The sequence below is a fragment of the Undibacterium sp. Ji42W genome, assembly GCF_049340405.1.
Classification (GTDB): domain Bacteria; phylum Pseudomonadota; class Gammaproteobacteria; order Burkholderiales; family Burkholderiaceae_D; genus Undibacterium.
On record NZ_JBMPOV010000023.1, the window covers coordinates 1 to 24,062 of the forward strand.

The 24,062-nt window shown below is 49.7% G+C and carries 23 protein-coding genes, 1 tRNA gene and 1 pseudogene; 11 read left to right on the forward strand and 14 right to left on the reverse strand.

Annotation, left to right across the window (positions count from 1 at the left end; all coding sequences use genetic code 11):
• Positions 1 to 386: 386 nt before the first annotated feature.
• Together alkB and ACO0LG_RS28860 are read left to right on the forward strand one after the other, a co-directional pair.
• Positions 387 to 1,040: a DNA oxidative demethylase AlkB gene (alkB, locus tag ACO0LG_RS28855; protein ID WP_423031946.1), complete on the forward strand. Its 654-nt coding sequence runs from the start codon at positions 387 to 389 to the stop codon at positions 1,038 to 1,040.
• Between the two features lie 50 nt (positions 1,041 to 1,090).
• Positions 1,091 to 1,996: a 5'-nucleotidase gene (locus ACO0LG_RS28860; protein WP_423031948.1), complete on the forward strand. Its 906-nt coding sequence runs from the start codon at positions 1,091 to 1,093 to the stop codon at positions 1,994 to 1,996.
• A gap of 65 nt (positions 1,997 to 2,061) precedes the next feature.
• Here the strand turns inward: ACO0LG_RS28860 and ACO0LG_RS28865 are convergent, their stop codons facing one another.
• The gene (locus ACO0LG_RS28865) at positions 2,062 to 4,371 is read right to left on the reverse strand and encodes an NADP-dependent malic enzyme (protein WP_423031950.1); all 2,310 of its coding nucleotides are present in this window, start codon (positions 4,369 to 4,371) and stop codon (positions 2,062 to 2,064) included.
• Positions 4,372 to 4,644: 273 nt separating this feature from the next.
• Here ACO0LG_RS28865 and ACO0LG_RS28870 point away from each other — a divergent pair, with 273 nt between their 5' ends.
• The 5 genes from ACO0LG_RS28870 (at position 4,645) to ACO0LG_RS28890 (ending at position 8,087) form a co-directional block, all read left to right on the forward strand.
• Positions 4,645 to 5,124, forward strand: coding sequence for a rubrerythrin family protein (locus tag ACO0LG_RS28870; RefSeq protein ID WP_423031952.1), 480 nt, complete (start codon positions 4,645 to 4,647; stop codon positions 5,122 to 5,124).
• 39 nt (positions 5,125 to 5,163) lie between these two features.
• Positions 5,164 to 5,328, forward strand: coding sequence for a rubredoxin (locus tag ACO0LG_RS28875; RefSeq protein WP_423031954.1), 165 nt, complete (start codon positions 5,164 to 5,166; stop codon positions 5,326 to 5,328).
• A gap of 7 nt (positions 5,329 to 5,335) precedes the next feature.
• On the forward strand, positions 5,336 to 6,523 hold the full coding sequence (locus ACO0LG_RS28880; RefSeq protein WP_423031956.1) for an FAD-dependent oxidoreductase: 1,188 nt from the start codon (positions 5,336 to 5,338) through the stop codon (positions 6,521 to 6,523).
• Between the two features lie 74 nt (positions 6,524 to 6,597).
• Positions 6,598 to 7,566 carry a thiamine-phosphate kinase gene (gene thiL, locus ACO0LG_RS28885; RefSeq protein WP_423031957.1) on the forward strand — a complete coding sequence of 323 codons (969 nt, stop codon included), beginning with the start codon at positions 6,598 to 6,600 and terminating at the stop codon, positions 7,564 to 7,566.
• The gene (locus tag ACO0LG_RS28890; RefSeq protein ID WP_423031959.1) at positions 7,563 to 8,087 is read left to right on the forward strand and encodes a phosphatidylglycerophosphatase A; all 525 of its coding nucleotides are present in this window, start codon (positions 7,563 to 7,565) and stop codon (positions 8,085 to 8,087) included. Before thiL ends, ACO0LG_RS28890 begins: the two co-directional genes overlap by 4 nt.
• A 53-nt stretch (positions 8,088 to 8,140) precedes the next feature.
• Here ACO0LG_RS28890 and ntrC read toward each other — a convergent pair whose 3' ends face one another.
• The 4 genes from ntrC to glnA form a co-directional block, all read right to left on the reverse strand.
• Complete coding sequence (gene ntrC, locus ACO0LG_RS28895; protein ID WP_423031961.1) at positions 8,141 to 9,667, reverse strand: nitrogen regulation protein NR(I); 1,527 nt, start codon at positions 9,665 to 9,667, stop codon at positions 8,141 to 8,143.
• Positions 9,668 to 9,744: 77 nt separating this feature from the next.
• Entirely contained in the window at positions 9,745 to 10,818 is a 1,074-nt protein-coding gene (gene glnL, locus ACO0LG_RS28900) for a nitrogen regulation protein NR(II) (RefSeq protein WP_423031963.1), read from the reverse strand.
• An 87-nt stretch (positions 10,819 to 10,905) separates the two neighbouring features.
• The gene (locus ACO0LG_RS28905; protein WP_423031965.1) at positions 10,906 to 11,394 is read right to left on the reverse strand and encodes a DUF4124 domain-containing protein; all 489 of its coding nucleotides are present in this window, start codon (positions 11,392 to 11,394) and stop codon (positions 10,906 to 10,908) included.
• A 138-nt stretch (positions 11,395 to 11,532) separates the two neighbouring features.
• Positions 11,533 to 12,948 (reverse strand): type I glutamate--ammonia ligase, encoded by a 1,416-nt coding sequence (gene glnA, locus ACO0LG_RS28910; protein WP_423031967.1) that lies wholly within the window; start codon positions 12,946 to 12,948, stop codon positions 11,533 to 11,535.
• Between the two features lie 624 nt (positions 12,949 to 13,572).
• On the opposite strand from glnA, the gene ACO0LG_RS28915 reads away from it, so the two are divergent.
• From ACO0LG_RS28915 to ACO0LG_RS28925, 3 genes are all read left to right on the forward strand, one after another.
• Complete coding sequence (locus ACO0LG_RS28915; protein WP_423031969.1) at positions 13,573 to 15,375, forward strand: putative bifunctional diguanylate cyclase/phosphodiesterase; 1,803 nt, start codon at positions 13,573 to 13,575, stop codon at positions 15,373 to 15,375.
• Between the two features lie 60 nt (positions 15,376 to 15,435).
• Entirely contained in the window at positions 15,436 to 15,900 is a 465-nt protein-coding gene (locus ACO0LG_RS28920) for a rhodanese-like domain-containing protein (protein ID WP_423031971.1), read from the forward strand.
• Positions 15,901 to 16,007: 107 nt separating this feature from the next.
• Positions 16,008 to 16,097 (forward strand) — tRNA-Ser (locus ACO0LG_RS28925).
• 175 nt (positions 16,098 to 16,272) lie between these two features.
• On the opposite strand, the gene ACO0LG_RS28930 is transcribed toward ACO0LG_RS28925, so the two are convergent.
• The gene (locus tag ACO0LG_RS28930; protein ID WP_423031973.1) at positions 16,273 to 16,566 is read right to left on the reverse strand and encodes a hypothetical protein; all 294 of its coding nucleotides are present in this window, start codon (positions 16,564 to 16,566) and stop codon (positions 16,273 to 16,275) included.
• Positions 16,567 to 16,806: 240 nt separating this feature from the next.
• Positions 16,807 to 17,139, reverse strand: a complete 333-nt coding sequence (locus tag ACO0LG_RS28935; protein WP_423031975.1) for a hypothetical protein — start codon at positions 17,137 to 17,139, stop codon at positions 16,807 to 16,809.
• Positions 17,140 to 17,478: 339 nt separating this feature from the next.
• Between ACO0LG_RS28935 and ACO0LG_RS28940 the strand changes: the two genes are divergently transcribed.
• Positions 17,479 to 19,185 carry a cation:proton antiporter gene (locus ACO0LG_RS28940; RefSeq protein ID WP_423031977.1) on the forward strand — a complete coding sequence of 569 codons (1,707 nt, stop codon included), beginning with the start codon at positions 17,479 to 17,481 and terminating at the stop codon, positions 19,183 to 19,185.
• 32 nt (positions 19,186 to 19,217) lie between these two features.
• On the opposite strand, the gene ACO0LG_RS28945 is transcribed toward ACO0LG_RS28940, so the two are convergent.
• From ACO0LG_RS28945 to ACO0LG_RS28975, 7 genes and pseudogenes are all read right to left on the reverse strand, one after another.
• Positions 19,218 to 19,973: a TMEM175 family protein gene (locus ACO0LG_RS28945; protein ID WP_423031979.1), complete on the reverse strand. Its 756-nt coding sequence runs from the start codon at positions 19,971 to 19,973 to the stop codon at positions 19,218 to 19,220.
• A gap of 127 nt (positions 19,974 to 20,100) precedes the next feature.
• A complete protein-coding gene (locus ACO0LG_RS28950; protein ID WP_423031981.1) occupies positions 20,101 to 20,532 on the reverse strand; it encodes a hypothetical protein in 432 nt (143 codons plus the stop codon).
• A gap of 318 nt (positions 20,533 to 20,850) precedes the next feature.
• Positions 20,851 to 21,810: an AraC family transcriptional regulator gene (locus ACO0LG_RS28955; protein WP_423031983.1), complete on the reverse strand. Its 960-nt coding sequence runs from the start codon at positions 21,808 to 21,810 to the stop codon at positions 20,851 to 20,853.
• A complete protein-coding gene (locus tag ACO0LG_RS28960; RefSeq protein WP_423031985.1) occupies positions 21,807 to 22,292 on the reverse strand; it encodes a GNAT family N-acetyltransferase in 486 nt (161 codons plus the stop codon). The genes ACO0LG_RS28955 and ACO0LG_RS28960 overlap by 4 nt, the downstream gene beginning before the upstream one ends.
• A gap of 378 nt (positions 22,293 to 22,670) precedes the next feature.
• Positions 22,671 to 22,967, reverse strand: coding sequence for a 4Fe-4S dicluster domain-containing protein (locus ACO0LG_RS28965; RefSeq protein ID WP_423031987.1), 297 nt, complete (start codon positions 22,965 to 22,967; stop codon positions 22,671 to 22,673).
• A gap of 109 nt (positions 22,968 to 23,076) precedes the next feature.
• A pseudogene (locus ACO0LG_RS28970) lies at positions 23,077 to 23,376 on the reverse strand (hypothetical protein); the annotation flags it as partial.
• A 20-nt stretch (positions 23,377 to 23,396) separates the two neighbouring features.
• Positions 23,397 to 23,969 (reverse strand): RNA polymerase sigma factor, encoded by a 573-nt coding sequence (locus ACO0LG_RS28975; protein WP_423031989.1) that lies wholly within the window; start codon positions 23,967 to 23,969, stop codon positions 23,397 to 23,399.
• Between the last annotated feature and the right edge of the window lie 93 nt (positions 23,970 to 24,062).

A 24,062-nucleotide genomic window follows, 5' to 3' on the forward strand; every position in this document is an offset into this window, starting at 1 on the left:
TGTTAAAGAACCAAAATCTTTTCTGCCTCACCAGACTACTTATTCATCCAGTTTTGCGTCGCAGCGTTGTGTGCGTCAGCAGCAGAGAAACGAGATTATGAAGCACTTTATTACCGCTGTCAACACCCTGTTTTTTTATTTCGTTTAGATTAAATTTTTTAGAATCAATCTCGACTATTTCAGGATATTTTCAGACTCTGGCTTTCTGCGTCATTTCTTTCGCTCAAACCAAGCATTGCTTCACTTTCTGCACCCGCTCTTCAGCGGGAGGCGAACTATAGCAAATCCCCCACCTGTTTTGCAAGAGAAATTTTCTCTATGCGCCAAACTTTCAAAAAATGAATTACGCTTATGTACATATAAGATGAGCAAACAGAAGTAAGTCTATGAATTATTCACTTTTTGATGACGCCAGCGATATGCAACCCTGGATAGAACCTATCTGTGAAGGTGCGCTGATACTGAGGCATTTTTCAGTGAGTGATGAAATTGCATTGCTGGATGGCATACAGCAGATATTAAGCAAGCACCCCTTCCGGCAAATGCGCACGCCTAATGGCCACCGTATGTCAGTCGCGATGACTTGCTGCGGCGAGGTGGGCTGGGTGTCGGATAGTAATGGGTATCGTTACAGCGCATATGATCCGGAAAATGGCGAGCACTGGCCTGCCATGCCGGACAGTTTTTATTTACTTGCCGTGCAAGCGGCGCAAGAAGCTGGCTTCCCCGACTTCAAGCCAGATAGCTGCCTGATCAATCAATATCAGGCAAGGTCACACCTTAGTCTGCATCAGGATAAGGATGAAAAAAATTTGGGCGCGCCTATCGTCTCGTTCTCATTAGGGATACCTGCGACATTTCTTTTTGGTGGTATGCAACGCACTGATGCAATCCAGCGCTATCATCTGGCACATGGCGATGTCGTAGTCTGGGGCGGCCCGGCCAGATTGCGTTACCATGGCGTAGCACCCATCAAGGAAGCGGCACATCCACTTCTGGGAACACAAAGAATCAATCTGACGTTCCGTGAGGCTATATAAATAGAACAGCGCTTTATATCAACGCCAAATAACAAGACAGCCAATCCCATATGCCATTCTCACTAGATAATCTATTAGTCATAGGAATTTCTTCCCGCGCCCTGTTTGATCTGGAGGCAGAAGAAACCATTTTTCAGGAACAAGGATTAGATACTTATCGCCAGCATCAGCTCAAGGAAGAAAACAGCATCCTGAAACCAGGCGCAGGCTATGCTCTGGTAAAAGCACTATTGAAACTCAATGAGCTAACACCTGGTCACAGACTGGTAGAAGTTGTCATCATGTCGCGCAATTCGTCTGAGACTTCTTTGCGGATATTTAATTCCATCGCCCACTATGGGCTGGATATTACACGCGCCGCCTTATCGGGCGGTTCACCACTGGCACCCTACTTACTGGCTTTTAACGTCAGCCTGTTTTTATCTCTGCATGAAGACGATGTGCAATCTGCCATCAATTCAGGTGTAGCGTCAGCAATGTTATATCGGCTACCGGAAAATGCTGCCGACCCCGAGCAAATTCGCATTGCCTTTGACGGTGACGCAGTCATTTTCTCAGATGAGTCTGAACGCATCTATCAGGAGCAGGGGGTGGAAGCCTTTGAGCAGCATGAGAGAGAAAATGCCCTGAAACCTTTGCCGGAAGGGCCTTTTGCCAGATTGCTGTTGGCTTTATCGTATCTACAAAATAATTTCAAAACCCCGGATGGCCGCGCCTTCCCGCTACGCACAGCCCTGGTGACCGCACGCGCCTCCCCCGCTCATGAAAGGGTGATACGCACATTGCGCGCCTGGAATATCGCAATCGATGAAACCTTCTTCATGGGTGGCGTCAACAAGTCAGCTGTACTGGCCGCATTCAAACCACATATGTTTTTTGATGACCAGCATGGTCATTGTCTGCACGCATCGAATGTTGTGCCGACTGGCCGCGTACCAGTCAAACAAGGAAAATAACTCGCCACAAAACAAAAAAAGCCAGCCTAATCTATCAGGCTGGCTTTTTTACATTTGAAGACAGCTTAGCGCTGTGCGAGTACGTCCACCACGCACAAAGCTGTCATATTGACGATGCGGCGTACTGTGGCCGATGGCGTCAAAATATGCACAGGTTTGGCACAACCCAGCAGGATAGGACCAATCGCGACGTTATTACCGGCCGTTGTTTTCAACAGGTTATAGGCAATATTTGCGGCATCAATATTCGGCATAACGAGCAAATTGGCATCGCTTTTCAGTGTTGAATCCGGCATCATTTTCTTGCGATAGCTGGTATCAAGTGCTGTATCACCGTGCATTTCACCATCGACCTCAAGATCAGGCGCATCACGCTGGATAATCGTCAATGCTGCACGCATTTTTTGTGCGGATTCGCTATTGCTAGACCCAAAATTTGAATGCGATAACAATGCTGCTTTAGGCAACAAGCCAAAGCGACGCATTTCTTCTGCTGCAAGAATCGTGATCTCAGCAATTTGCTCCGCTGTCGGGTTTTCATTGACATGCGTATCAACCAGCACCAACTGACGGTCTGGCAACACCAGGCCATTCATGGCGGCATAGACATTGACGCCTTCACGCTTGCCCAATACCTGGTTGATGTAATTCAGATGCAGGCCAGTGGTACCAAAGGTGCCACAGATCATGCCGTCAGCATCACCTTTATGGATCATCATGGCACCGATCAATGAATGGCGGCGGCGCATTTCCAGCTTGGCATATTGCTCGGTCACACCTTTGCGGGCAGTCATCTTATGATAGGTCTGCCAGTAATCACGGTAACGATCATCTTGCTCTGGATTGATGACTTCAAAATCGACCCCTGCTTTGAGACGTAAGCCGAATTTTTCTATGCGCTGATCAAGGATATGCGGGCGGCCAACAAGAATAGGCGCGGCCAGTTTCTCATCCACAATGACCTGCACTGCGCGCAAGACTTTTTCTTCTTCGCCTTCGGCATAGACGATACGCTTGCGTTCCGCAGGTGCTTTTTTGGCAATTTGGAACAATGGCTTCATGAAGGTGCCACTGTGATAAACGAATTGCTGCAGCTTCTCGACATACGCCTGCATATCCTGGATAGGACGCACAGCCACGCCGCACTCTTCTGCCGCACGCGCTACAGCGGGGGCAATCTTGATCATCAGGCGAGGATCAAAAGGTTTCGGTATCAGGTATTCGGGGCCAAAGGACAGATTGCTGATGCCATACGCAGACGCAACGACATCTGATTGTTCAGCCTGGGCCAGTTCAGCAATCGCATGCACAACCGCGATTTCCATTTCACGCGTGATCGTGGTTGCACCGCAATCCAGAGCACCACGGAAAATATACGGGAAGCACAAGACATTATTAACTTGATTCGGGAAGTCAGAGCGCCCTGTCGCCATGATGGCATCATCACGTACAGCCTTGACTTCTTCAGGCAAAATTTCTGGCGTCGGGTTAGCCAAAGCCAGGATCAAAGGATTTGGTGCCATCAGCTTGACCATATCCTGCTTCAGCACACCGGCAGCAGACAAACCGAGGAAAATATCGGCATCGGGCATGACATCACGCAGGCTACGGGCAGAAGTTTCTTGCGCAAAGCGTTCTTTGTCCGGGTCCATCAACTCGACACGGCCTTTATAAACCACGCCTGCCAGATCAGTAACGAATATATTTTCCAGCGGGAAGCCCAGATCGACGATCAAATCCAGGCAAGCCAGAGCCGCTGCACCAGCACCGGATACCACCAACTTGGTATTCTTGATCGTTTTTCCGACGACTTTCAAACCATTCAGGATGGCCGCGCCAACAATAATCGCTGTGCCATGTTGATCATCATGGAAGACCGGTATGCGCATGCGCTCGCGCAGTTTGCGCTCTATATAGAAGCATTCTGGTGCTTTGATATCTTCCAGATTGATGCCGCCAAATGTAGGCTCAAGTGAAGCGATGATGTCGACCAGTTTATCAGGGTCGGATTCATTGATTTCGATATCGAATACATCAATGCCGGCAAACTTCTTGAACAGTACGCCCTTGCCCTCCATCACAGGCTTAGATGCTAGCGGGCCGATATTACCCAGGCCCAGCACTGCAGTACCGTTGGTGATGACACCCACCAGGTTGCCACGGGCCGTGTATTTGAATGCAGCAGTTGGATCTGCGACGATTTCCTCACAAGGTGCAGCGACACCAGGGGAATACGCCAAAGCCAGATCACGTTGATTCGTCAGCTGCTTGGTTGCAGTGACACTGATTTTGCCAGGAGTCGGAAATTCATGATATTCCAACGCCGCCTGACGCAATTGTTGACGTATTTGCTCTTTTTGATCTGACGAATCCATGTGCTTGACCTTCTTTCTATTTTTTTGCTTACGGAAATCTTACTGGTAGAGATTCTAGCAGAGGGAACCCTCTAACTTTATACGTATTTGTACGACTCTTATGCTTTTCTAGCATAACCAAATGCAATTTATTCTGTTAGGCAAGAACACATAGCTCTTAACTATCAAATCGATAAAATCAATTGTCTTTTAAAATCAATCATTAAAATCTATCATGCATTCCACGTTGATAGCAAATGCAAACAACATCCGCAAGTAACCAAGGAGAGCACTATGAGCACCCAGGCAAACCCATCCGTCACCATCCAAAACCTTGAATCCGCTTTTGCTGGCGAATCCATGGCGCATATCAAATACCGCTACTTCGCCAAATTGGCTCGTGAAGCAGGTGCGATCGACATTGCAGAAGCATTTGAAGCAACCGCTAATCAAGAAGTCATGCATGCCTTTGGCCACCTGGATTTGTTATATCCCAAAAGCCAGCTGACACCACAACGCGCTTTGGAAATCGCTATCGAAGGTGAGACTTATGAATACACAGAAATGTACCCAAAATTCCGCCATCTCGCTGTGGAAGAAGGCAACCAGGCTGCTGTCGCTGAATACGATGAGCAAATCGCAGAATCTAAGGAACACGCTGAAAACTTTAAGCGGACTTTAGAAATCGCCGCGAAACGCTTTGCTGCATTGGCCAAGGTAGAAGAACGCCACGCCAATCACTACCGCGCCGTGCTGGAAGCCAATCAGGCCTGAGCCCCGAAAAACATATCATCAAAAAATACAGAGGACACCATGAAAACTTATCAATGCATCGTATGCGGTTTTATCTATGAAGAATCCAATGGCTTGCCAGAAGAAGGCATCGCCGCTGGCACGCGCTCGGATGATATTCCAGCCGACTGGGAATGCCCTGATTGCGGCGTTGCCAAAGCTGATTTTGACATGATAGAAATTTGAGGTAGCCATGAAACCCATCGCCATCATCGGTTCCGGCCTGGCTGGTTATACAATCGCGAGAGAATTCCGCAAGCTCGATAAAACTACGCCCTTGTTGATCTTTACTGGCGATGATGGCGGCTTTTATTCCAAGCCTATGCTGTCGAATGCTTTTGCAATGGGCAAGCAACCGCAACAATTGCAGAGTAAAACGGTAGATCAGATGGCAGCCGAATTGACTGCCACTATCCTGACTAAAACTCTGGTGAGCGGCATTAATAAAGAGGCGCAGACCATACAAACCAAAGTAGGTAATTTTGATTATGCCCAATTGGTGCTGGCGCTTGGTGCGCAAGTAATACGCCTGCCTATCGCTGGCACCGCGGCAGACCAGGTTTTGTCCGTCAATAACCTGGCAGATTATGCCGTGTTTCGCGACAAGCTGGCGCAAACTGGTGACAAGGCCAGGGTCACGATTCTGGGCGCAGGTTTGATCGGCTGTGAATTCAGCGATGACTTGGCCAACGCGGGGCATGAAGTCACTTTGATAGATCCAAACGCCCTGCCGCTCGCTGCGCTGGCACCGACAGCTATTTCACAAGGCTTGCAAGCTGCCCTGAGCGCAAAAGGTGTACGACTCAAACTGGGCACCACTGCCAGCCAGATTGATGTGCGGGGAAATGCCTTACAGGTAAAACTGACTAATGGCGAGAGCTTTGACGCCGATGTCGTCTTGTCAGCAGTCGGTTTGCGTGCGGATATACGTCTGGCTCAGGCGGCGCAATTGCAGACTGATCGCGGTATTATTATCAATGAATACGGCCAGACCAGTGCCCCCCCCATATTTGCACTTGGTGACTGTGCGCAGTACAAGCAAGCCGATGGCAGTCAATGTCTGATGCCCTATGTCGCGCCCATCATGACCGCTGCGAGGGCAATTGCGCAAAGCCTGACAGGTCAGTTGACTGGCATAGACATGAAACCAGCCGCTGTGCTGGTCAAGACGCCCAGCTACCCGGTTGCATTGATCCCGCCTGCGTTTGCTGTCAGTAAATCAGGCGCTTGGGAATCAGATCATACGGATGGTGTCACCATCAGCCGTTACTTTGATAAGAGCAAAAAATTGCATGGCTTTGCAGTTGCTCCGCAAGATGCCAAATCGAGAAATGCACTGATAGCAGAATTAACAGAAGCACAAGCAACCCCTTCGAACTAAATTGGCCAAGCGCATAGTACCGAGGGTGCTGGGGTTTATCTTGAATCCTGAGCCACCTTAGGTACAATGCGCGCATGCTTTCCGAATTTGATCTCATCAAGCGCTATTTTGCGCAGCACAGTATCCATGACAGCCGCATCGCCCTCGGCATTGGGGATGATTGCGCCCTGCTCAACCCTAGCCCCGGCATGCAGATGGCCATTTCCAGTGACATGCTGGTATCTGGCCGCCACTTTTTCCCGGATGCTGCCCCTTACAAACTGGGTCATAAATGCCTGGCTGTGAATTTGTCTGACCTGGCTGCCATGGGCGCAACGCCACTTGGATTTACCCTGGCATTGTCGCTGCCTGAAGCAAGCGAGGATTGGCTCGCAGAATTTTCACGCGGCTTGCTGGTGCTGGCTGATGAACATCATTGCCAACTGATAGGTGGCGACACTACCAAAGGTCCGCTCAATATTTGCATTACAATTTTTGGTGAGCTGCCACCTGGCACCGCCCTGCGCCGCGATGCTGCTAAAGTTGGTGACGACATCTGGGTATCCGGCACGCTCGGTGATGCCCGCCTGGCTTTAGCGGGTTACTGGAAAGAAGTCACCCTCAGCGAATCTGATCACCAATTGGCGGCAACACGCATGCACCAACCCAGCCCGCGTATTGCACTGGGCATGGCCTTGCGTGGCATAGCGCATGCGGCACTGGATATTTCTGATGGTCTGGCGGGTGATCTTGGCCATATTCTGGAGAAATCACAAGTCGGTGCCAGTCTGTTTATCGATCAATTGCCCGCTGGCCCAGTCTTGCAAACGCAGCCCCAGGAATTGCGCAGGCAATTTACACTTAACGGCGGCGATGATTATGAGCTATGTTTTACGGCTCCCGTCAGCAACAGACAACAAGTCATTGCAGCAGCGACAAAATCGCACACTGCTGTCACGCGCATAGGTCAGATAGAAGAAAATGCTGGCTTGCACCTGATTGATCAAGATGGCAAGCCAGTACATCTGCAATATAAATCCTTCGATCACTTCGTTAATCCATGAGCACTTTAGAGAACGACCAGACAGCCATCGTCATCCATACCGGCTGGCGCTTCATGCTGCGTCACCCTGCCCATATTCTGGCCCAGGGTTTTGGCAGCGGCTTATCACCCATCATGCCCGGCACCTCAGGTACCCTGTTTGCATGGCTGAGTTTTTACGTACTATCCAGCCGCTGGCCTGAGGTATTCACGACACTTAACTGGCTCGCCATCATTATCATTGGCTTTGCTATTGGTGTTTGGGCATGTCATGTCACAGGCAAAAACATGGGGATTGCTGATCATGGCAGCATGGTGTGGGATGAGATCATTGCCTTCTGGCTGGTGCTGCTATTTATCGTACCTGCGGATTGGCAAACCCAGTTGTGGGCGTTTATAGGCTTCCGTTTTTTTGACATGGTCAAGCCACCACCGATAGGCTATTTTGATCGCCACTTCAAAGGGGGCTTTGGAGTCATGTGGGATGATATTGTGGCGGCTTTCTTTTGCCTGCTAAGCTTCGCACTCTGGCGCAATTTATAAAAACCAATGGCTGCAAATTGCAGCCATTGGTTTTTATAAATTTAAATCTAAAACTATTCGTCCTTCACCCCATCTATTCCCAATTCCTGAATCTTACGGGTAATGGTATTCCTGCCTATGCCCAGGCGTATCGCAGCATCATTCTTGCGTCCATGGGTGTGACGCAATGCAGCCTTGATGACGACAGACTCAAAGCAACGTCCCAGCTTGTCAATGACTTCTGACTGCCCTTCTGCCAGCATGGCTGTCGCCTCTGCTTCCAGCAAAGAAACCCAGCTTTCGCCACTGCGGTATACCGGTTTTTCTGGATAGGCACTGCCATTGATTTGTGACGCTTGCGCCTGCGGATGTTGATCGCCTCCCCTGCCATGAGTTTCATTTACACTGCCACCAACAGAAGCCTGAACTGCATTCACCGCGCCCATTGCAATTGGCACCAGATCTTGTGGCAAATCAGGCACTTCCACCGTCTGGCCTGGTGCCATGACGGTGATCCAGTTGCACAGGTTTTCCAATTGGCGGACATTACCCGGAAAATCCAGACTGGACAAAAATTGCAATGCCGGTTCCGACATGCGTTTGACATCCACACCCAGTTGCTTGGCGCTCTGGTTCAAAAAGTATTTGGTCAACAGCGGGATATCTTCGCGACGCTCGCGCAAACTGGGCAATCGCAAGCGGATGACGTTCAGGCGGTGATACAAGTCTTCCCGGAACAAACCGTCTTTAACACGGGTTTCCAGGTTTTGGTGAGTCGCAGCGATCACACGCACATTCGCCTTCATGGGCTGATGTCCGCCAACGCGATAAAAATGGCCATCCGACAAAACCCGCAACAAGCGAGTTTGTAAATCAAAAGGCATGTCACCAATTTCATCAAGGAACAGCGTGCCGCCCTCGGCTTGCTCGAAGCGGCCACGGCGCGTAGTTTGCGCGCCAGTAAATGCACCACGCTCATGACCAAACAATTCTGATTCCAGCAAATCCTTGGGGATAGCTGCGGTATTCAAGGCGATGAAAGGCTGTGAAGAACGTGGGCTATGCTTATGCAAGGCACGCGCCACTAATTCCTTGCCACTACCTGATTCGCCTGTAATCAGTACCGTTACATTCGATTGCGACAACCTGCCTATCGCACGAAACACATCTTGCATGGCAGGTGCCTGGCCAAGTATTTCAGGCGTTTCAGACATGCTTTGCTCGACACTGGATTCACGCAGGCTTTCATCCATGGCGCGGCGTATCAGCTCAACTGCTTTATCCAGGTCAAACGGCTTGGCCAGATATTCAAACGCACCGCCCTGAAAAGCCGCCACTGCCGACTCCAGATCAGAAAACGCCGTCATGATAATCACAGGCAGGCCGGGATATTTTGCTTTGACGGTTTGCAAGAGTTCAAGGCCGGATGCGCCGTGCATGCGTATATCAGACACCAGCACTTGCGGCGTATCGCTTTGCAAGGCATTCATCGCATCTCTTGCATTGGTGAAGCTGCGGGTTGCCAGATTTTCTCTCGCCAGTGCCTTTTCCAGCACCCAGCGAATTGAATCGTCGTCGTCCACTATCCAGATTGGTTTCATATTGTCGTTTTGCAGTCTGTGTTAAGCATATCGATAGAAGGAGCACTTTTGGTGCCGCCGCTTTACCACACCTTTATTTAAGGTAGTGGTATCAGTATCCGGAAATCCGTACATCCTGGCCGGCTCTCGCATTCGATGACACCTAAATGTTGTTCAACGAAAGTCTGTGCCAGCGTCAATCCCAAACCGCTACCGCCTTCCTTGCCTGACACCAGGGGATAGAAAATACGGTTGCGAATCTCGGGTGGGATGCCCGGACCGTTATCGATGATATGCAAGTCTAATGCCAGCCTGTAACGAACCTTGGCCAAAGTGATCTGGCGCACCACGCGCGACTTGAAAGTCAGCACGGCGTCGCCCTGCCTGATACGCTCATTGAGTGCTTGCGCCGCATTGTGGGCAATGTTTAGCACCGTCTGTATAAGCTGCTCTTTGTCACCACGAAATTCAGGTATGGATAAATCATAGTCACGACTGATGGTCAGGCCTTGTGGAAATTCAGCGACAATCAGGCTGCGCACACGTTCACACACTTCGTGGATATTCACATCACCGACAATATGTGGAAGTCGATGCGGTGCCAGCAAGCGGTCCACCAGGGTCTGCAACCTATCAGCCTCCTTGATGATGACCTGGGTGTATTCGCGCAATTCACGCAGGTGGCGCTCGGGCAATTCCAGTTCCAGCAATTGCGCTGCGCCACGTATGCCGCCTAGCGGATTCTTGATTTCATGCGCCAGGTTACGGATCAACTCCTTGTTGGCCTTGCTCTGGTCGAGCATGCGCTCTTCCCTGTCGAGCTTAAGTTGTTGTACGTTTTCACGCAGCTCTATCAGCACCGGCGTCTCGGGATTATCGAGCGCAGTGACGATGCTGTGCACATGTAAAGGGTCGCGCCCTGCCCGCTCCAGCGTCAGGTCCTGGCGCTTGTCCGCAAACTGATGGGCTACCGCCTGATGGAAGACGGCAGTCAATTCCTGACCATTCAAAAACAGGTCCGTCAGCTTCAAATGCGTAAGTGACTTGAAAGAAGAGTCCAGTAAATTTTCCGCAGCAGCATTGGCAAATAAAATGCAACCGTCAGCATCCAGCACAATGACAGCGGATGTCAGCAGGTCCAGTCCGGCAAATGAGGTAAGTGGAGTTTTCAAAACTTGTCCATAAAAAAAAGGCCGCACAGAGCGACCTTTACGCAAGCATCATGCCCAGAGAGCACTTTTGCCATTCACACTGGCAACTTATTTTGCATTGGCAATTTCACGTTTCAGTGCTTCTATGTTTTTTTCGGTGCGGCTGATGTCTTCTTTCATCAAATTGGTGCGTTCCTGATATTTGGCGAAATTTCTTTCATCACCACGGCGCTCCGGCTCACCATTATTGTATTCTTTCTTGATGTTTGCCAGTTTTTGTTCTTCTGTCTTCAGCTCATCCATCAAAATCTGCTTACGATCAGAATCCCTGGCCTTTTGGGTACTGTCATCTACCTTGGGGAAATCGCTGGGGCTACTGGCAGGCTTGCCTTGCGGTTTTTTGCCAGCGGCAGGTGGTGTTGGCGCAGGAAGCACTGTAATGCCCTGCAAATCCACTTTCTTGCAACCTTTGACGGCACCAGTGTTCTTGTACTCTTTTTTGCCATTATCATCGACGCATAGATATACCTCGGTCTGTGCATGGGCATACGCCTGCACGCCAATAAAAAGAAGTAATCCTGACAAGAGTCGGTTCATAGGAAAGCAATATTCATGGATAGACTGTAAGTGTATGTCATGCAGCCGTGCAACACAATTACGAACAAATTAGCATTTGTAACAAAAAAAGCGGGGTTACCCCCGCTTTTTTGCTTTTTTATCCTGATTAGAGGGTAATTACAGAGAATAATACATGTCAAATTCAACAGGGTGAGTTGTCATGCGGAAGCGTTGTACTTCTTGCATTTTCAAATCAATGTACGCATCGATCATGCTGTCGCTGAATACGCCGCCGCGTGTCAGGAACTCGCGGTCTTTGTTCAATGCTTCCAGCGCTTCTTCCAAAGATGCGCATACTGTCGGGATCAATGCATCTTCTTCTGGTGGCAAATGGTACAAATCTTTGCTGGCGGCTTCACCAGGATGAATCTTGTTCTGCACACCATCCAGACCGGCCATCATCAGTGCAGAGAAGCACAGATATGGGTTCGCCAATGGATCAGGGAAACGTGTTTCAATACGGCGGCCTTTTGGATTGGCAACGTAAGGAATGCGGATAGAAGCAGAACGGTTACGTGAAGAATAAGCCAGTTTAACCGGCGCTTCATAACCTGGAACCAGACGCTTGTAAGAGTTGGTACCTGGGTTAGTGATCGCATTCAATGCTTTGGCATGCTTGATGATACCGCCGATGTAATACAAGGCGAAATCAGACAAACCAGCATAGCCATCGCCAGCAAACAGGTTTTTGCCATCTTTCCAGATGGATTGATGTACGTGCATGCCAGAACCGTTGTCGCCAACGATAGGTTTAGGCATGAAAGTCGCTGTCTTGCCATAAGTGTGGGCAACATTCCAGACTACGTATTTCAGGTTTTGTGTCCAGTCAGCGCGCTCTACCAGCGTAGAGAACTTGGTACCGATCTCATTTTGACCAGCGCCAGCCACTTCATGGTGATGCACTTCAACCGGGATACCCAGGGATTCCAGAATCAGACACATTTCAGAACGCATGTCCTGAAAGCTATCAACCGGAGGAACCGGGAAGTAACCGCCTTTAACCGTTGGACGATGACCAGTATTGCCACCTTCCAGCTTCTCGCCTGTCGTCCAGGAAGCTTCGTCAGAATCGATCTTGACGAAACAGCCAGACATGTCTACTTTCCAGCGTACGCTGTCAAAAATGAAGAATTCTGGCTCTGGGCCAAAGTAAGCTGTGTCACCAATGCCAGAGGATTTCAAATACGCTTCAGCACGTTTAGCAATAGAGCGTGGGTCACGGTCATAGCCTTTACCATCAGATGGCTCGATCACGTCACATTGCATGAACAATGTGGTTTCTTCAAAGAATGGATCAATGTTGGCAGTAGATGGATCTGGCATCAACAACATGTCGGATGCTTCAATGCCTTTCCAGCCAGCGATGGACGAGCCGTCGAATGCGTGGCCAGATTCGAATTTATCGATGTCGAACTGGGAAACTGGAACAGTTACGTGCTGTTCTTTGCCTCGTGTATCAGCAAAGCGAAAATCAACGAATTTGACTTCGTTATCTTTCGCCATTTTCAAGACTTCTGCGGCTGTCATTGCCATGTGAAACTCCTCTGAGAGCTAAAAATAAATTCGGGAAATTGCCGAGCCCTGCGCCTGCCAGTTAAATGCAATTTTGACCAACAGACAAACCTTGCCTTATTGTTCTTATATCAGCATTTTCGCTTGGCGGCTAAACTCAGTGGGGATAATAGCAGAAACCGTGCCATCATCCAGATCAGTCATATATAAATTTGAAATTTGTTAAATGCTTGTTTTTGTGGCGTTTTCTTGTCGAAAGTAGAAACGACTTATGATTAAGCCCAATCAATAATTGCACCAAAATAATGCGAAACACTTTAACCATCCCTTTTTGGTGCATATTTTGTTGCCAATCATTATTTTGCATATTTTTGGTGCGCGTTTCAGCACTTGTCAAAATACCGATGATTCATTAGTAGCAGTACATCAATTTTAATTAATGATAAATAAGCAAACTTGATCAAAATCAACTTTAGACTGCATAAGTCAATATCAAATTCACGCTCATTTAGACTGTCCTCATCTTTGCCAAGCTCGTCATGCATCGCCCGAGGATCTTGCAAGGAATTAAAACAACCAGAGCTTGCCATTGACTACCCTATATAATAAATTATGCTGCCTCACCCCAGTCCGCGAAAGTCGCTTGTGCTTGCCACCCTGAGCTTTATTCTGGCCATGCTGGCAAGCACTGCCTTCACACTGAAACTGGTCAAGCTGTTACGAGAAGCGCGCGAGCAAAAACAACGCCTCAAAAAAATCATTTGCAGGCAACGCGCGAAACGCAAACTCGTAGAAGAAGACTTGCGCATTGCCGCCATCGCATTCGAAGCCCAGGAAGGCATGGTCATCACTGACGAACATCGTAACATCTTGCGCGTCAATCACGCCTTCACTCTTATTACCGGCTACCACCGCGAAGAAGCTCTGGGCAAACAAACCAGCCTGCTCAAATCCGGCCTGCACGGCGCGGGCTATTATGAAGACATGGGCAGACAGCTTGATACCAACGCCTATTGGCAGGGCGAAATCTGGAACCGCAGAAAAAATGGCGAAGTTTATCCAGAATGGCTGACCATTACCGCAGTCAAAAACCCAAGCGGCAAAGTCATCAACTATGTCGCCACCATGCTCGACATCACCCAAAGAAAAGCTGCCGAAGCAAAGCTGGAACATCTGGCTTATCACGACCCGCTGACTGGCCTCGCAAACCGCAGACTACTCATAGACCGCCTGCAACACAGCCTGCTGGCAAAAAGCCGCAGCAATCTATATGGCGCAATACTGTTTCTTGACCTGGATAATTTCAAAACCATCAATGACAGCAGTGGCCACGGCAAAGGCGATATGCTCTTGCAGGTTGCCGCAAAACGCCTGGCCCACAGCATACGCAAGGGCGACACTTTGGCACGCCATGGCGGCGATGAATTTGTATTGCTGCTTGAGGAACTCAGCGACAACATCCGCGAAACTGCCATAGAAACACAAATGATCGCGACCAAGATTCTCGCAGACCTCGCTGCAGCCTACGATCTTGATCATGCCGAATTCCACAGCAGTGCCAGCATAGGCATCACCCTGTTCGACAAACAAAGCACCTCAGCCGAAGAACTGCTCAAGCAAGTTGAAGTCGCCATGTATGAAGCCAAATCCAGCGGTGGCAATACTTTCCGCTTCTTCGACAAGGACATGCTTGATATCGTCAATACCCGCGCAGCACTGGAAGCCGACATGCGCCTGGGTCTGCAACAGGAACAATTCGTTTTATATTATCAGCCGCAAGTCAGCAGCACCGGGCAAGTGACAGGTGCCGAAGCCCTGGTACGCTGGCAGCATCCGCAAAAAGGCCTGGTGCCACCCTGCAACTTTATTCCGCTGGCAGAAGAATCAGGCCTCATCATCAGTCTGGGTGCATGGATACTAAAAACCGCCTGCGCCACACTCGCCGCATGGCAAAAAACCGCAGGCAAGCAGCACATGACCCTGGCGGTCAATGTCAGCGCACGCCAGTTCAGGCAATGTGATTTTGTTGCGCAAGTGCTCGGCAACATCGCTCACTACAATATCAATGCCAGCAAACTCAAACTAGAACTGACAGAAAGCTTGTTGATCGACAATATAGAAGAAACCATAGACAAGATGAACCAGTTAAAAGCCAAGGGCGTAGGCTTTTCACTGGATGACTTTGGCACCGGCTACTCATCCCTCTCCTATCTCAAACGCCTGCCGCTGGACCAGCTCAAGATAGACCAGTCCTTTGTGCGCGACATCGTCAGCAACAATAATGATGCCGTCATCACCAGGACCATCATCGCCCTAGGCCAAAGCCTGGGTCTCGCTGTGATTGCAGAAGGAGTAGAGACCGCAGCCCAGCGCGACTTCTTGCAGCAGCAAGGCTGCCTTTCCTACCAGGGTTATCTGTACGGAAAACCCAGTGCCGATTTAATATAAACTAGCGGGCACATCAGCACTACCTTTTTTGCAATCGCTATTTTCAATAAAGGAACCATCATGTCCATAGACCAAACCCTGCAAACAGCGCGCCAGCGCGGCCAGGAACAAGCTCTGCCATACGCAGGCGCAGTCAGCCCGCAAGAAGCCTTTGCGCTACTGCAAAATGACAGCAAAATATTACTCGTCGATGTACGCACCAATGCCGAACGCGACTGGGTAGGCAGAGTCAACATCAGCGAAGCCCAACACCTGGCCGTGCAATGGAGTCTCTACCCAGGCGGCACACCCAACCCCGACTTTCTCTCACAATTGCAAGCCAGTGTGCCCGACAAGGACAGCATCATCCTCTTCCTCTGCCGTTCCGGCGTACGCTCACGCCACGGTGCCAGGCTGGCCAGCGAAAATGGTTACGCCAACTGCTTCGACATCCTGCAAGGCTTCGAGGGCGACAAAGACGAACAAGGCCACAGAAAAACCGTAGGCGGCTGGTGCCAAAACGGCCTGCCATGGCTGGGCGCCTGACTTAATCCATAGCAAAATTTACAAAAAACAAGAAAAAAGCTTCCATAATGAAGTTTGCTTTGCTAGAATAGCGGACTTCGCTGTTACGGCAAGTTTTAGCGAATGCAGGAGAGGTGGATGAGTGGTTTAAGTCACACGCCTGGAAAGCGTGCGTAGGTTTATCCCTACCGGGGGTTCGAATCCCCCCTTCTCCGCCATGAATATGAAAAGCCCTTGGATGATTCCAAGGGCTTTTTTGTTTTTGACTCACGTTTGGAATATCTGCGCAGTCACTGTTTGTAAGGCGGCGCGAAACTTTGCACATGTTTGCAGGTAATTTTGCGCTTTCTTATATTGATCTGAGCCGCCTTCTAACGGATCAATCGCCGCACTCTACACGTCATGGTAAACATGCACTGAACCAAAGGAAGATTCAAACCTTTGGCGGTGGCCCCATTCCTTATCTGATGGAGTTTCCCCTGGATAGCCATGTTCGATGACCACACGCATAGGGTTGGCATCATCTGAATTTTTTGTGACTCTAAATGCACCCCTAATTGTTCCCGGTTCATCTTCGGGCAGAACACTTACACCCCACCTTATTTCCTGATCCCAAGACCCATTTCGTGCCGTCAATCGAACACTTGCTGATCCATGTAATTTATCTAATGTTGGGGTTTCAATCATCTTGGCTCGTCCAGGATACAAACGTGGGAAGTTGACATAGCGCGAATTGAGATTATTGAAGACGTGGACCCAAAAAATTAAACGGCGTAGACGCGAATAGCTCTGTGTATTCGAACGGATGCTGCAATCAGCGTTATACTGAACGCCCACAATGCAATATCCCAAGCATGCATGCAGGGCAGGCCTGCCCTTCTTCAAATTCAATCACAATGGATTCAACTGTAGTGCACTTGATGCAAATCAAATCTGGCAAGTAGCGGCCATCGCGCAATGCTGACTCAAACAAAACATGCTGCCCTGTACCCTTCCAATTCCAGATTCCTGATACTTTTTTTTCGTTTGTTGCTTAGTCTGCTCCTCTTGCACACATGTGCATAGTTCCAGCAGTTCAGCATAGCCAGGCCCCCAAGCGCTCTCGGTCGGGAAGATATAGGCCTGCAAGCATTCTATACAAACTGCCTCGAAAAACCCTCGCATCTCGGGAACAAATCCGCGGGTGTCATAACTATGATTGCTTTGAAAGAAAAAATCACAAGCATTGCAGGTGCTTACCCGGCCCCAGAGTGATCCCATTATTTTTCCTCAAATAGGATTTTCTTCAATACTCGTATTATGAACTTTGCTTGCAATATGAAGGCTTAAAATAATCAAAAGAATCATTTCGATTAAGCATATATCAACATAAGAGCAAACCAAATTTCTTGACCCTCAGCAATATTAGCTCTAGTATTTCCCACTGCACCAACAAAGCCAAGTATGCTCTGCTTCAAATAGCTTGAAGTAGTTGATACCCAGCTACACGAAATATGGCAATACCCACCGCAAGCCACATGCAAATGATGGCATCCGAACACTCAATCACGTCAACCTCTATCACGCGCTATGAAGCGGCTGATTACATTTAGGAGCCGAATGGACCACAGCATTTCTTTAATCACCACAGTCGCTGCCGCTTTTGCGGGGGCGCTTGTTCTTGGTTTTATTGCCGAGAAAATCAAGGTGCCGGCTTTGGTCGGCTATTTACTGGCGGGGATCGTGATTGGTCCTACCACGCCTGGCTTTGTGGCGGATGTGCATATCGCGTCGCAGTTGTCAGAGATAGGCGTCATGCTGCTGATGTTTGGGGTGGGCTTGCATTTTTCGCCTGCTGATTTGCTGGCGGTACGGCGCATTGCGGTTCCTGGTGCAGTATTGCAGATGGGGGTCACCACGGCTGTGGGTATGGCGATTGCATCGTGGTGGACCTGGAGTGTGGGTGGTTCATTGATATTTGGTTTGTCGCTGGCTTGCGCCAGTACGGTGGTGTTGTTGAAGTCACTGGAAGCGCGTAATCTGCTTAACACCATGAATGGGCGCATTGCAGTGGGCTGGCTGGTGGTGCAGGACTTGGTGACGGTGCTGGTGCTGGTGTTGCTGCCACCTTTGGCGGGCGTGCTAGGGAGCACGACTGCGGTGGTAGAAAATGCCACGCCGTTGTGGATCACAATAGGTAAAACACTGTTGCAGGTGTCGGCATTTATTGCCTTGATGCTGGTGGTTGGTCGTCGTGCTTTGCCCTGGTTGTTGTGGCAGGTGGCGCGTACAGGTTCGCGTGAATTGTTCACGCTGTCAGTAGTGGCATCTGCAATTGGCATTGCCTATGGCGCATCTGTGATATTCAGTGTGTCGTTTGCGCTGGGTGCATTCTTTGCTGGCACGGTAATGCGCGAATCAGAGTTCAGCCATCGCGCAGCGGAAGAATCACTGCCCTTGCGGGATGCGTTTTCGGTTTTGTTTTTTGTGTCAGTGGGGATGGTGTTTGACCCTGCAATTTTGATGGCGCAACCTTGGCGCGTGCTGTGCGTGGTGGCGATCGTCATACTGGGTAACTTCTTTACTTCATCAGCGCTGGTGATCTTGCTGCGTTATCCGCTCAATACTGCCTTGTCGATAGGCGCAAGCTTGGGGCAAATTGGTGAGTTCTCCATTATTCTGGCTGGTTTGGGTTTGTCGTTGGGCTTGCTACCACAAGAGGGTATGAGCTTGATATTGGCAGGTGTGCTGATTTCGATAGGATTAAATTCTTTCCTGTTCACGCTGATCGGGCCACTCAGGAAATGGGCGCTGTCACATTCTGATCTGGCGCGGCAACTCGATCAAAGGCAGGACCCGTATGCTGAATTGCCGATGACAACCGAGCGCAAATTCCTCGAAGGCCAGGTAGTGTTGGTGGGTTATGGCAGGGTTGGCCGCCGTATCGCCCTGGCCATGGATGAGCGTGGCATCCCTTATGTGGTGGCAGAACAGAATCGAGAAATAGTGGAAGATTTACGCAAGAAAGGTATCGCTGCAGTCTCAGGTAATGCTGCTGATCCGGCGGTGTTAATCCAGGCGCATATCACCAATGCTGCCATGCTGGTGGTAGCGACCCCTGATACCCTGAATGTGCGACAGATGGCAAAAACTGCCCGCACCCTGAACCCTGGCATTGAAGTTTTGTTGCGCACGCATAGTGAAGATGAATCCATACTCTTGCGCAAGGAAGAGATAGGTGATGTATTTTATGGTGAAGAAGAACTGGCAAAAGGCATGGCTGTGCATATATTAAATCGCTTCAAGCCAGAAGGTGCCGGGCATTAAACCTGCAATGTCCCGGAACTTTATTGCTGACTCTAAGCGGATTCGTCGGAAGCCTCTTTAGAGGCTTCTTTCTCACTCTCTTTGGCTGCATCTTTTGCATCATCAAGAGCGACTGGGGGTTTCTTCTTTGCATGATGGGCACCATTCCACCAATGGAGTGGGCCCAGCACACAATAGATAAATCCCGACCAGGTTCCATGGTCATTGCTGGTTACCACGATCAATACTGACAGGCCAGCAACAGCCATATTGATGATATTGCCACCAATGTCTGACTGCAATTCATTGAGTTGCTCAGAGTCGAGTTTGAATTTCTCACGCAAGCGCCAGGCATGTTTATGCATTAGGAAAAAGACGAAGTTGACTGCGATGATGCCTGCACCATAAATAGTCATCAGTTGCCTGATTTCTGACACAGAAGAAAAATTATCGTTGTTGGCTCTCCATATCCATGAATCAAACAGGCTGGCAAATAAAAACTTCAAGGGATAGACATACAAGAGGATGACGAACAGCAAGGCCGTGTTCAAACTAATCATCCACAAATCAGTTAGCGGGAAGCGTTTGAAAAATTTGCCGTGCTGATACCACAAGACCATCAGCAAGACAAAGGCCACGCCAAAGGCGATAAAACCGTGCATCAGGTGGAATAGCTCATGGGCAGATTTGGGTACTTCCAATGACACGACCAGCAGGGTCACGGCAAAGGCAAACACGGCGTCGCTAAAGCCTTCCAGCCTGTGCAGGGAAATAAAACCTTGATGCTTGTGATGAACGGTATCTGACACGATATTATCCTCAGCGATGGTAATTTAGACAATTATAACCAGTTCCAGACCGTAAAGGCAGGTCTGGAACTCTGTGCCGCCAAAGTGTTGGATATCGCTTAAAAGACCGCTGAAGACTGGAGATATTTCATGCGATGTTGTGGTTTTCCCAGGCAAACCTGTCGGGCTTCTCCTTATCCACGACCTTGCTGCGTATCTCACTGATGAGCTGTACCAGCCTACTCCGCTTGCGTGGTGCTTTCAAAGCTGCTGGCAAGCGGCTGAGCCAGTGCCCGTTTGGCCCGACCAGTGCATTGCGCAATGCACATAGTTGGCCAGAAGTGGGCAAGGGCCTGGTTGATAGCACGGCAATGAAATGATCCAACTGTGCAGGCGCATTGAACACCAGATCAAACTGTTCAAATTCCACATGCAGAACGGCATAGCCACGGTGCAGTATGCAGGGAGGCGCAGCAGGCAAAAAACTGTTTGGTTGCCCTGCTACAGGTAGATGCACCCAATAAGCCAGCGGCGCACTGCGCCAGTGGCTTTCAAAACTGAAATGAAATACAGGGCTCATATTACCGGGATCATATTGCAGGGTTCTTATCAAGGATTTGATTTGGAAAACTGTATCATGCCTTGCCGTTTAAATCTGCTTAGCCAGGTAGTAGCAATGAGCACAAACTACCGCAGCTTGTCCTCAAAAAATTTTCTGGCATCTGCTGTTACTTGTGGATGGATGGCAGTGTGTTCAAACCCGGCAGGATCTACACAAACCTGATTGGTGAACTCCAAAAAATTTGACGCAAAAATGCCACGGCAGCAATGTGACATTGAGCATGCAAAGAATTGTCTCGACCTGTCTCAGGTCAAAGGAATGTCTCAATAAGGCATATCAAAGAGGTATAACCGGGATGCAGATGTCGCAGTCAAAAACGCCGGTTTCCGGATCAAAACAGGCATCGGGTGCATAGTATTCAAAGCAGGGTCGGGCATCGATTTGATAGCCACTCGCAGGTAGCCAGTCACGCAGGAGGGCAGCCCAGGCTTCACCGATTTCGGTGCTTTTACCATCGAAGTGCAGTGAGGCATATTCTCCACCGGGTATGCTGGTCAGCAAGGCATTTTCGGGGACAGGGGCATTTTCTGGCAGCTCAACTGCTGCGTCATAACGGCAAAGCGCCGGATCAGTAATGCTGGGGTCATCATGGCTGATGCCATAGCACGCCCGCGCGAACAGATTATGTGTTGCCATCCACGGTGACACAACCGCTGCCCGGAACTGGCCAACCTCTGCGCCATAAGGCCCTATGTGGCGCAGGTAAGCGATATTGACTGGTTCTCTGTGTATTAATTTAACGTCCATGCTGGCCACCTGTTTTAAACTGGAAGAGACTCCATTATGAAAGGACGCATAAGACTGGACCTGATCATTATTGCTGACTGTTTGATTATTCTTGCTATTTGCACGCTGCAAATCAATTTGATACCGCCGCCGAGCCGCTGGCGTATAAGCAAACCGGTCTTTGAAGGCACGGGTAAATGCCTCTGCCGAACCAAAACCGACTGACAAGGCAATCTCCAGCACAGGCGTGCCTGCTTGCGCGAACAGGCGAAATGCCGCGACTTCCAGACGGCGGCGACGCACATAGTCCCCCAGGCGTTCGCCCATCCAGGCAGCAAACAAGCGATGAAAGTGATAGGGAGAAAAATACGCGACTCCGGCCAGCACCTCCAGATCAAGTGGCTGATCAAGGTGACGGTCTATATGTTCCAGCACCCTGTGCATGCGCGCTTGGTAATGCGGCTGATGCTGGGATGCCTGTGCATTTTTCTCCGATGGAAGCTGGCTCAAGTTGATACTCCCGTCCCGACTTCCCATTCCATGTATTTGGAAGACGGGTCGAACCCTTCAGAAGCATATAAAGCCTGACCATCTTCAGTGGCATGCAGCCAGATGGTTGCAAAGCCCTGTTCACGGGCACACTGCATGGCCTGTTGCAATATTTTTCTGGCCAGACCTTGCTTGCGATATTCTGCCATGGTGTACATATTGAGCAGATAAGCATCCTTGCCTGCCACGTTGCCAGGGTACGGTGGGCGGATGAAGATGGCGAGTGAGCCGCAGGCGACGAGATGTCCGTCTGCCGCAGCTACCCAGGTTTTGCAAGCCCCGCTTTGCAAGGCATCGCGAAAGTAAGTGCGGGTTGATTGCAGCAAGTCTTCATCAACACCTTTGCCATTATTAAAGTCAACCAGCTTGTCGAACAGGCGCATGCGAAGCTGCAGGACTTCTTCAAGATCAGCAGGCCCTGCTTCACGAATTACAATAGTCATCAATACTCCTCCCCGGTAATGCAGAGTGATGGAATGCAGGTATCTACTGTCCCTGCTCAAATGGCTATTTTAAAACATCAGTGTGCGCCTCACTTAACTAGAACTCATTTCATAAATAGGGATGAGTTCGACAAGGCATTTGGGATGCAGTGCAAGGCGCGGCGTGCAGCTAAGGCTCATGCCTTAGCAAAGGGCGCAACGCAGCAATGCGCCCAAATCGTCAGTTCACTAAAGGTTTGACCCATAACATGTACCAGACAGCACAGGATTTATTATTGATAGTGCCCATGATTAATAGCCGCATCCGTATCGCCAACTCTTGTTATGAGGCAAATACACATCATTCATATGATGAAATGAGTTCTATGTACCTTGCTGTTATGTTGAACGTCGCAAAGTGATTGCCTTTTCAGGACAGGCCGTCACGCATAAACCGCAGGCACGGCAGGCATCGGCATTTGGGGTATAGGCTACCTTCATGCCATGCACTCTTTGCTTGAGCTGCGCAAGAAAGCCGAGCTGTTTGTAGTCTTCGCTGGTAATACCGCGAATTTCAAACACGTTTTCCGGACAAACTGGCACGCAATCAGCCTTGCCTTCACACTTGCTGAAGTTGACGACAGGGATGATGACGCCTGGTTCCTGCTTACAGGTTGCTTCCTTTGCGGTCTGCATTTCAGACTTGCTCCGGCTTATTGTCGTGCGAACTTTCTGGCTTGTGGTCTTGGTTGTACTCGTGCTTGTGGTCTTGCTTATTCCTGCAAGCCTGGGCATATGCCTCATCCCTGTGCCTTCTGCGGCCAAACATGCCGTGCTGGAATTTCTCTCTTTCTTCCGGCGTCAGCTTTTCCCAGCGACGATGCCAATGATGTTCGCCATGTTTATGCCAGCCACCATGACCACGCATGCCACCAAACAGGATTTTACTGAGCACCAGCAAGCCCAGCGACTGTAGAAAATCGATGCTGCGGGCACCGACAAACAAAGCTGGCATGAGCCAGTTCCACAACATCATGACTACCCAGCTCAGGGCGCTGATGCCAGCCACGACCAGCACCATGATTTTGAATACTCTAAATTTCATTAACATATCAAACTCCAGTCTTAATTAAATTCTTCCAATAAATCTTGCAAGCGCATGCGCAGATGCAAGACGGCATAGCGCTTGCGCGCCAGCAAAGTGTTGACGCCCAAGCCAGTGGCGGCGGACATTTCCTTAAAACTCAGGCCTTCGATTTCATGGCCGATGAAGGCATCGCGCTGCTCTTCGGGCAATTCATCAAGCGCTTCATACAATTCTTCCAACATGACATTGCGTGCGTAGGCGGCCTCAGGCCCTTCGTCGCTGGATGGCAATACTTTGTCCAGCCAGGCTTCATCTTCACTACCCTCCTCCAGATCAGGCAGGGCAACTTCCTTTTTCTTGCGGAAGCGGTCGATGATGCGGTTGCGTGCCACCCTGAATAGCCATGCACCAACCTGCTCTATAGGTTCTGGCAGGCGGTAAGCTTCGACCAGTTCATAAAAAACATCTTGCAAAATATCTTCTGCCTCGCTGGCATCAGCGACGCGTTTGCGAATGAAACTACCCAGCCGCCCGCGTTCGCGCCTGACCGTTTCAGTGATGTCATTGTTCTGATCAGCCATCAGCTCAGGTGGGTTATGTGTCGTCTCCATACCTGTGTAGACGCACAGAAATGGCGAATATTGCAGATACCAGGAAAATAATTGGCGCGCACTACCTTATCAGGTCGTGAAACAAAGGACCAA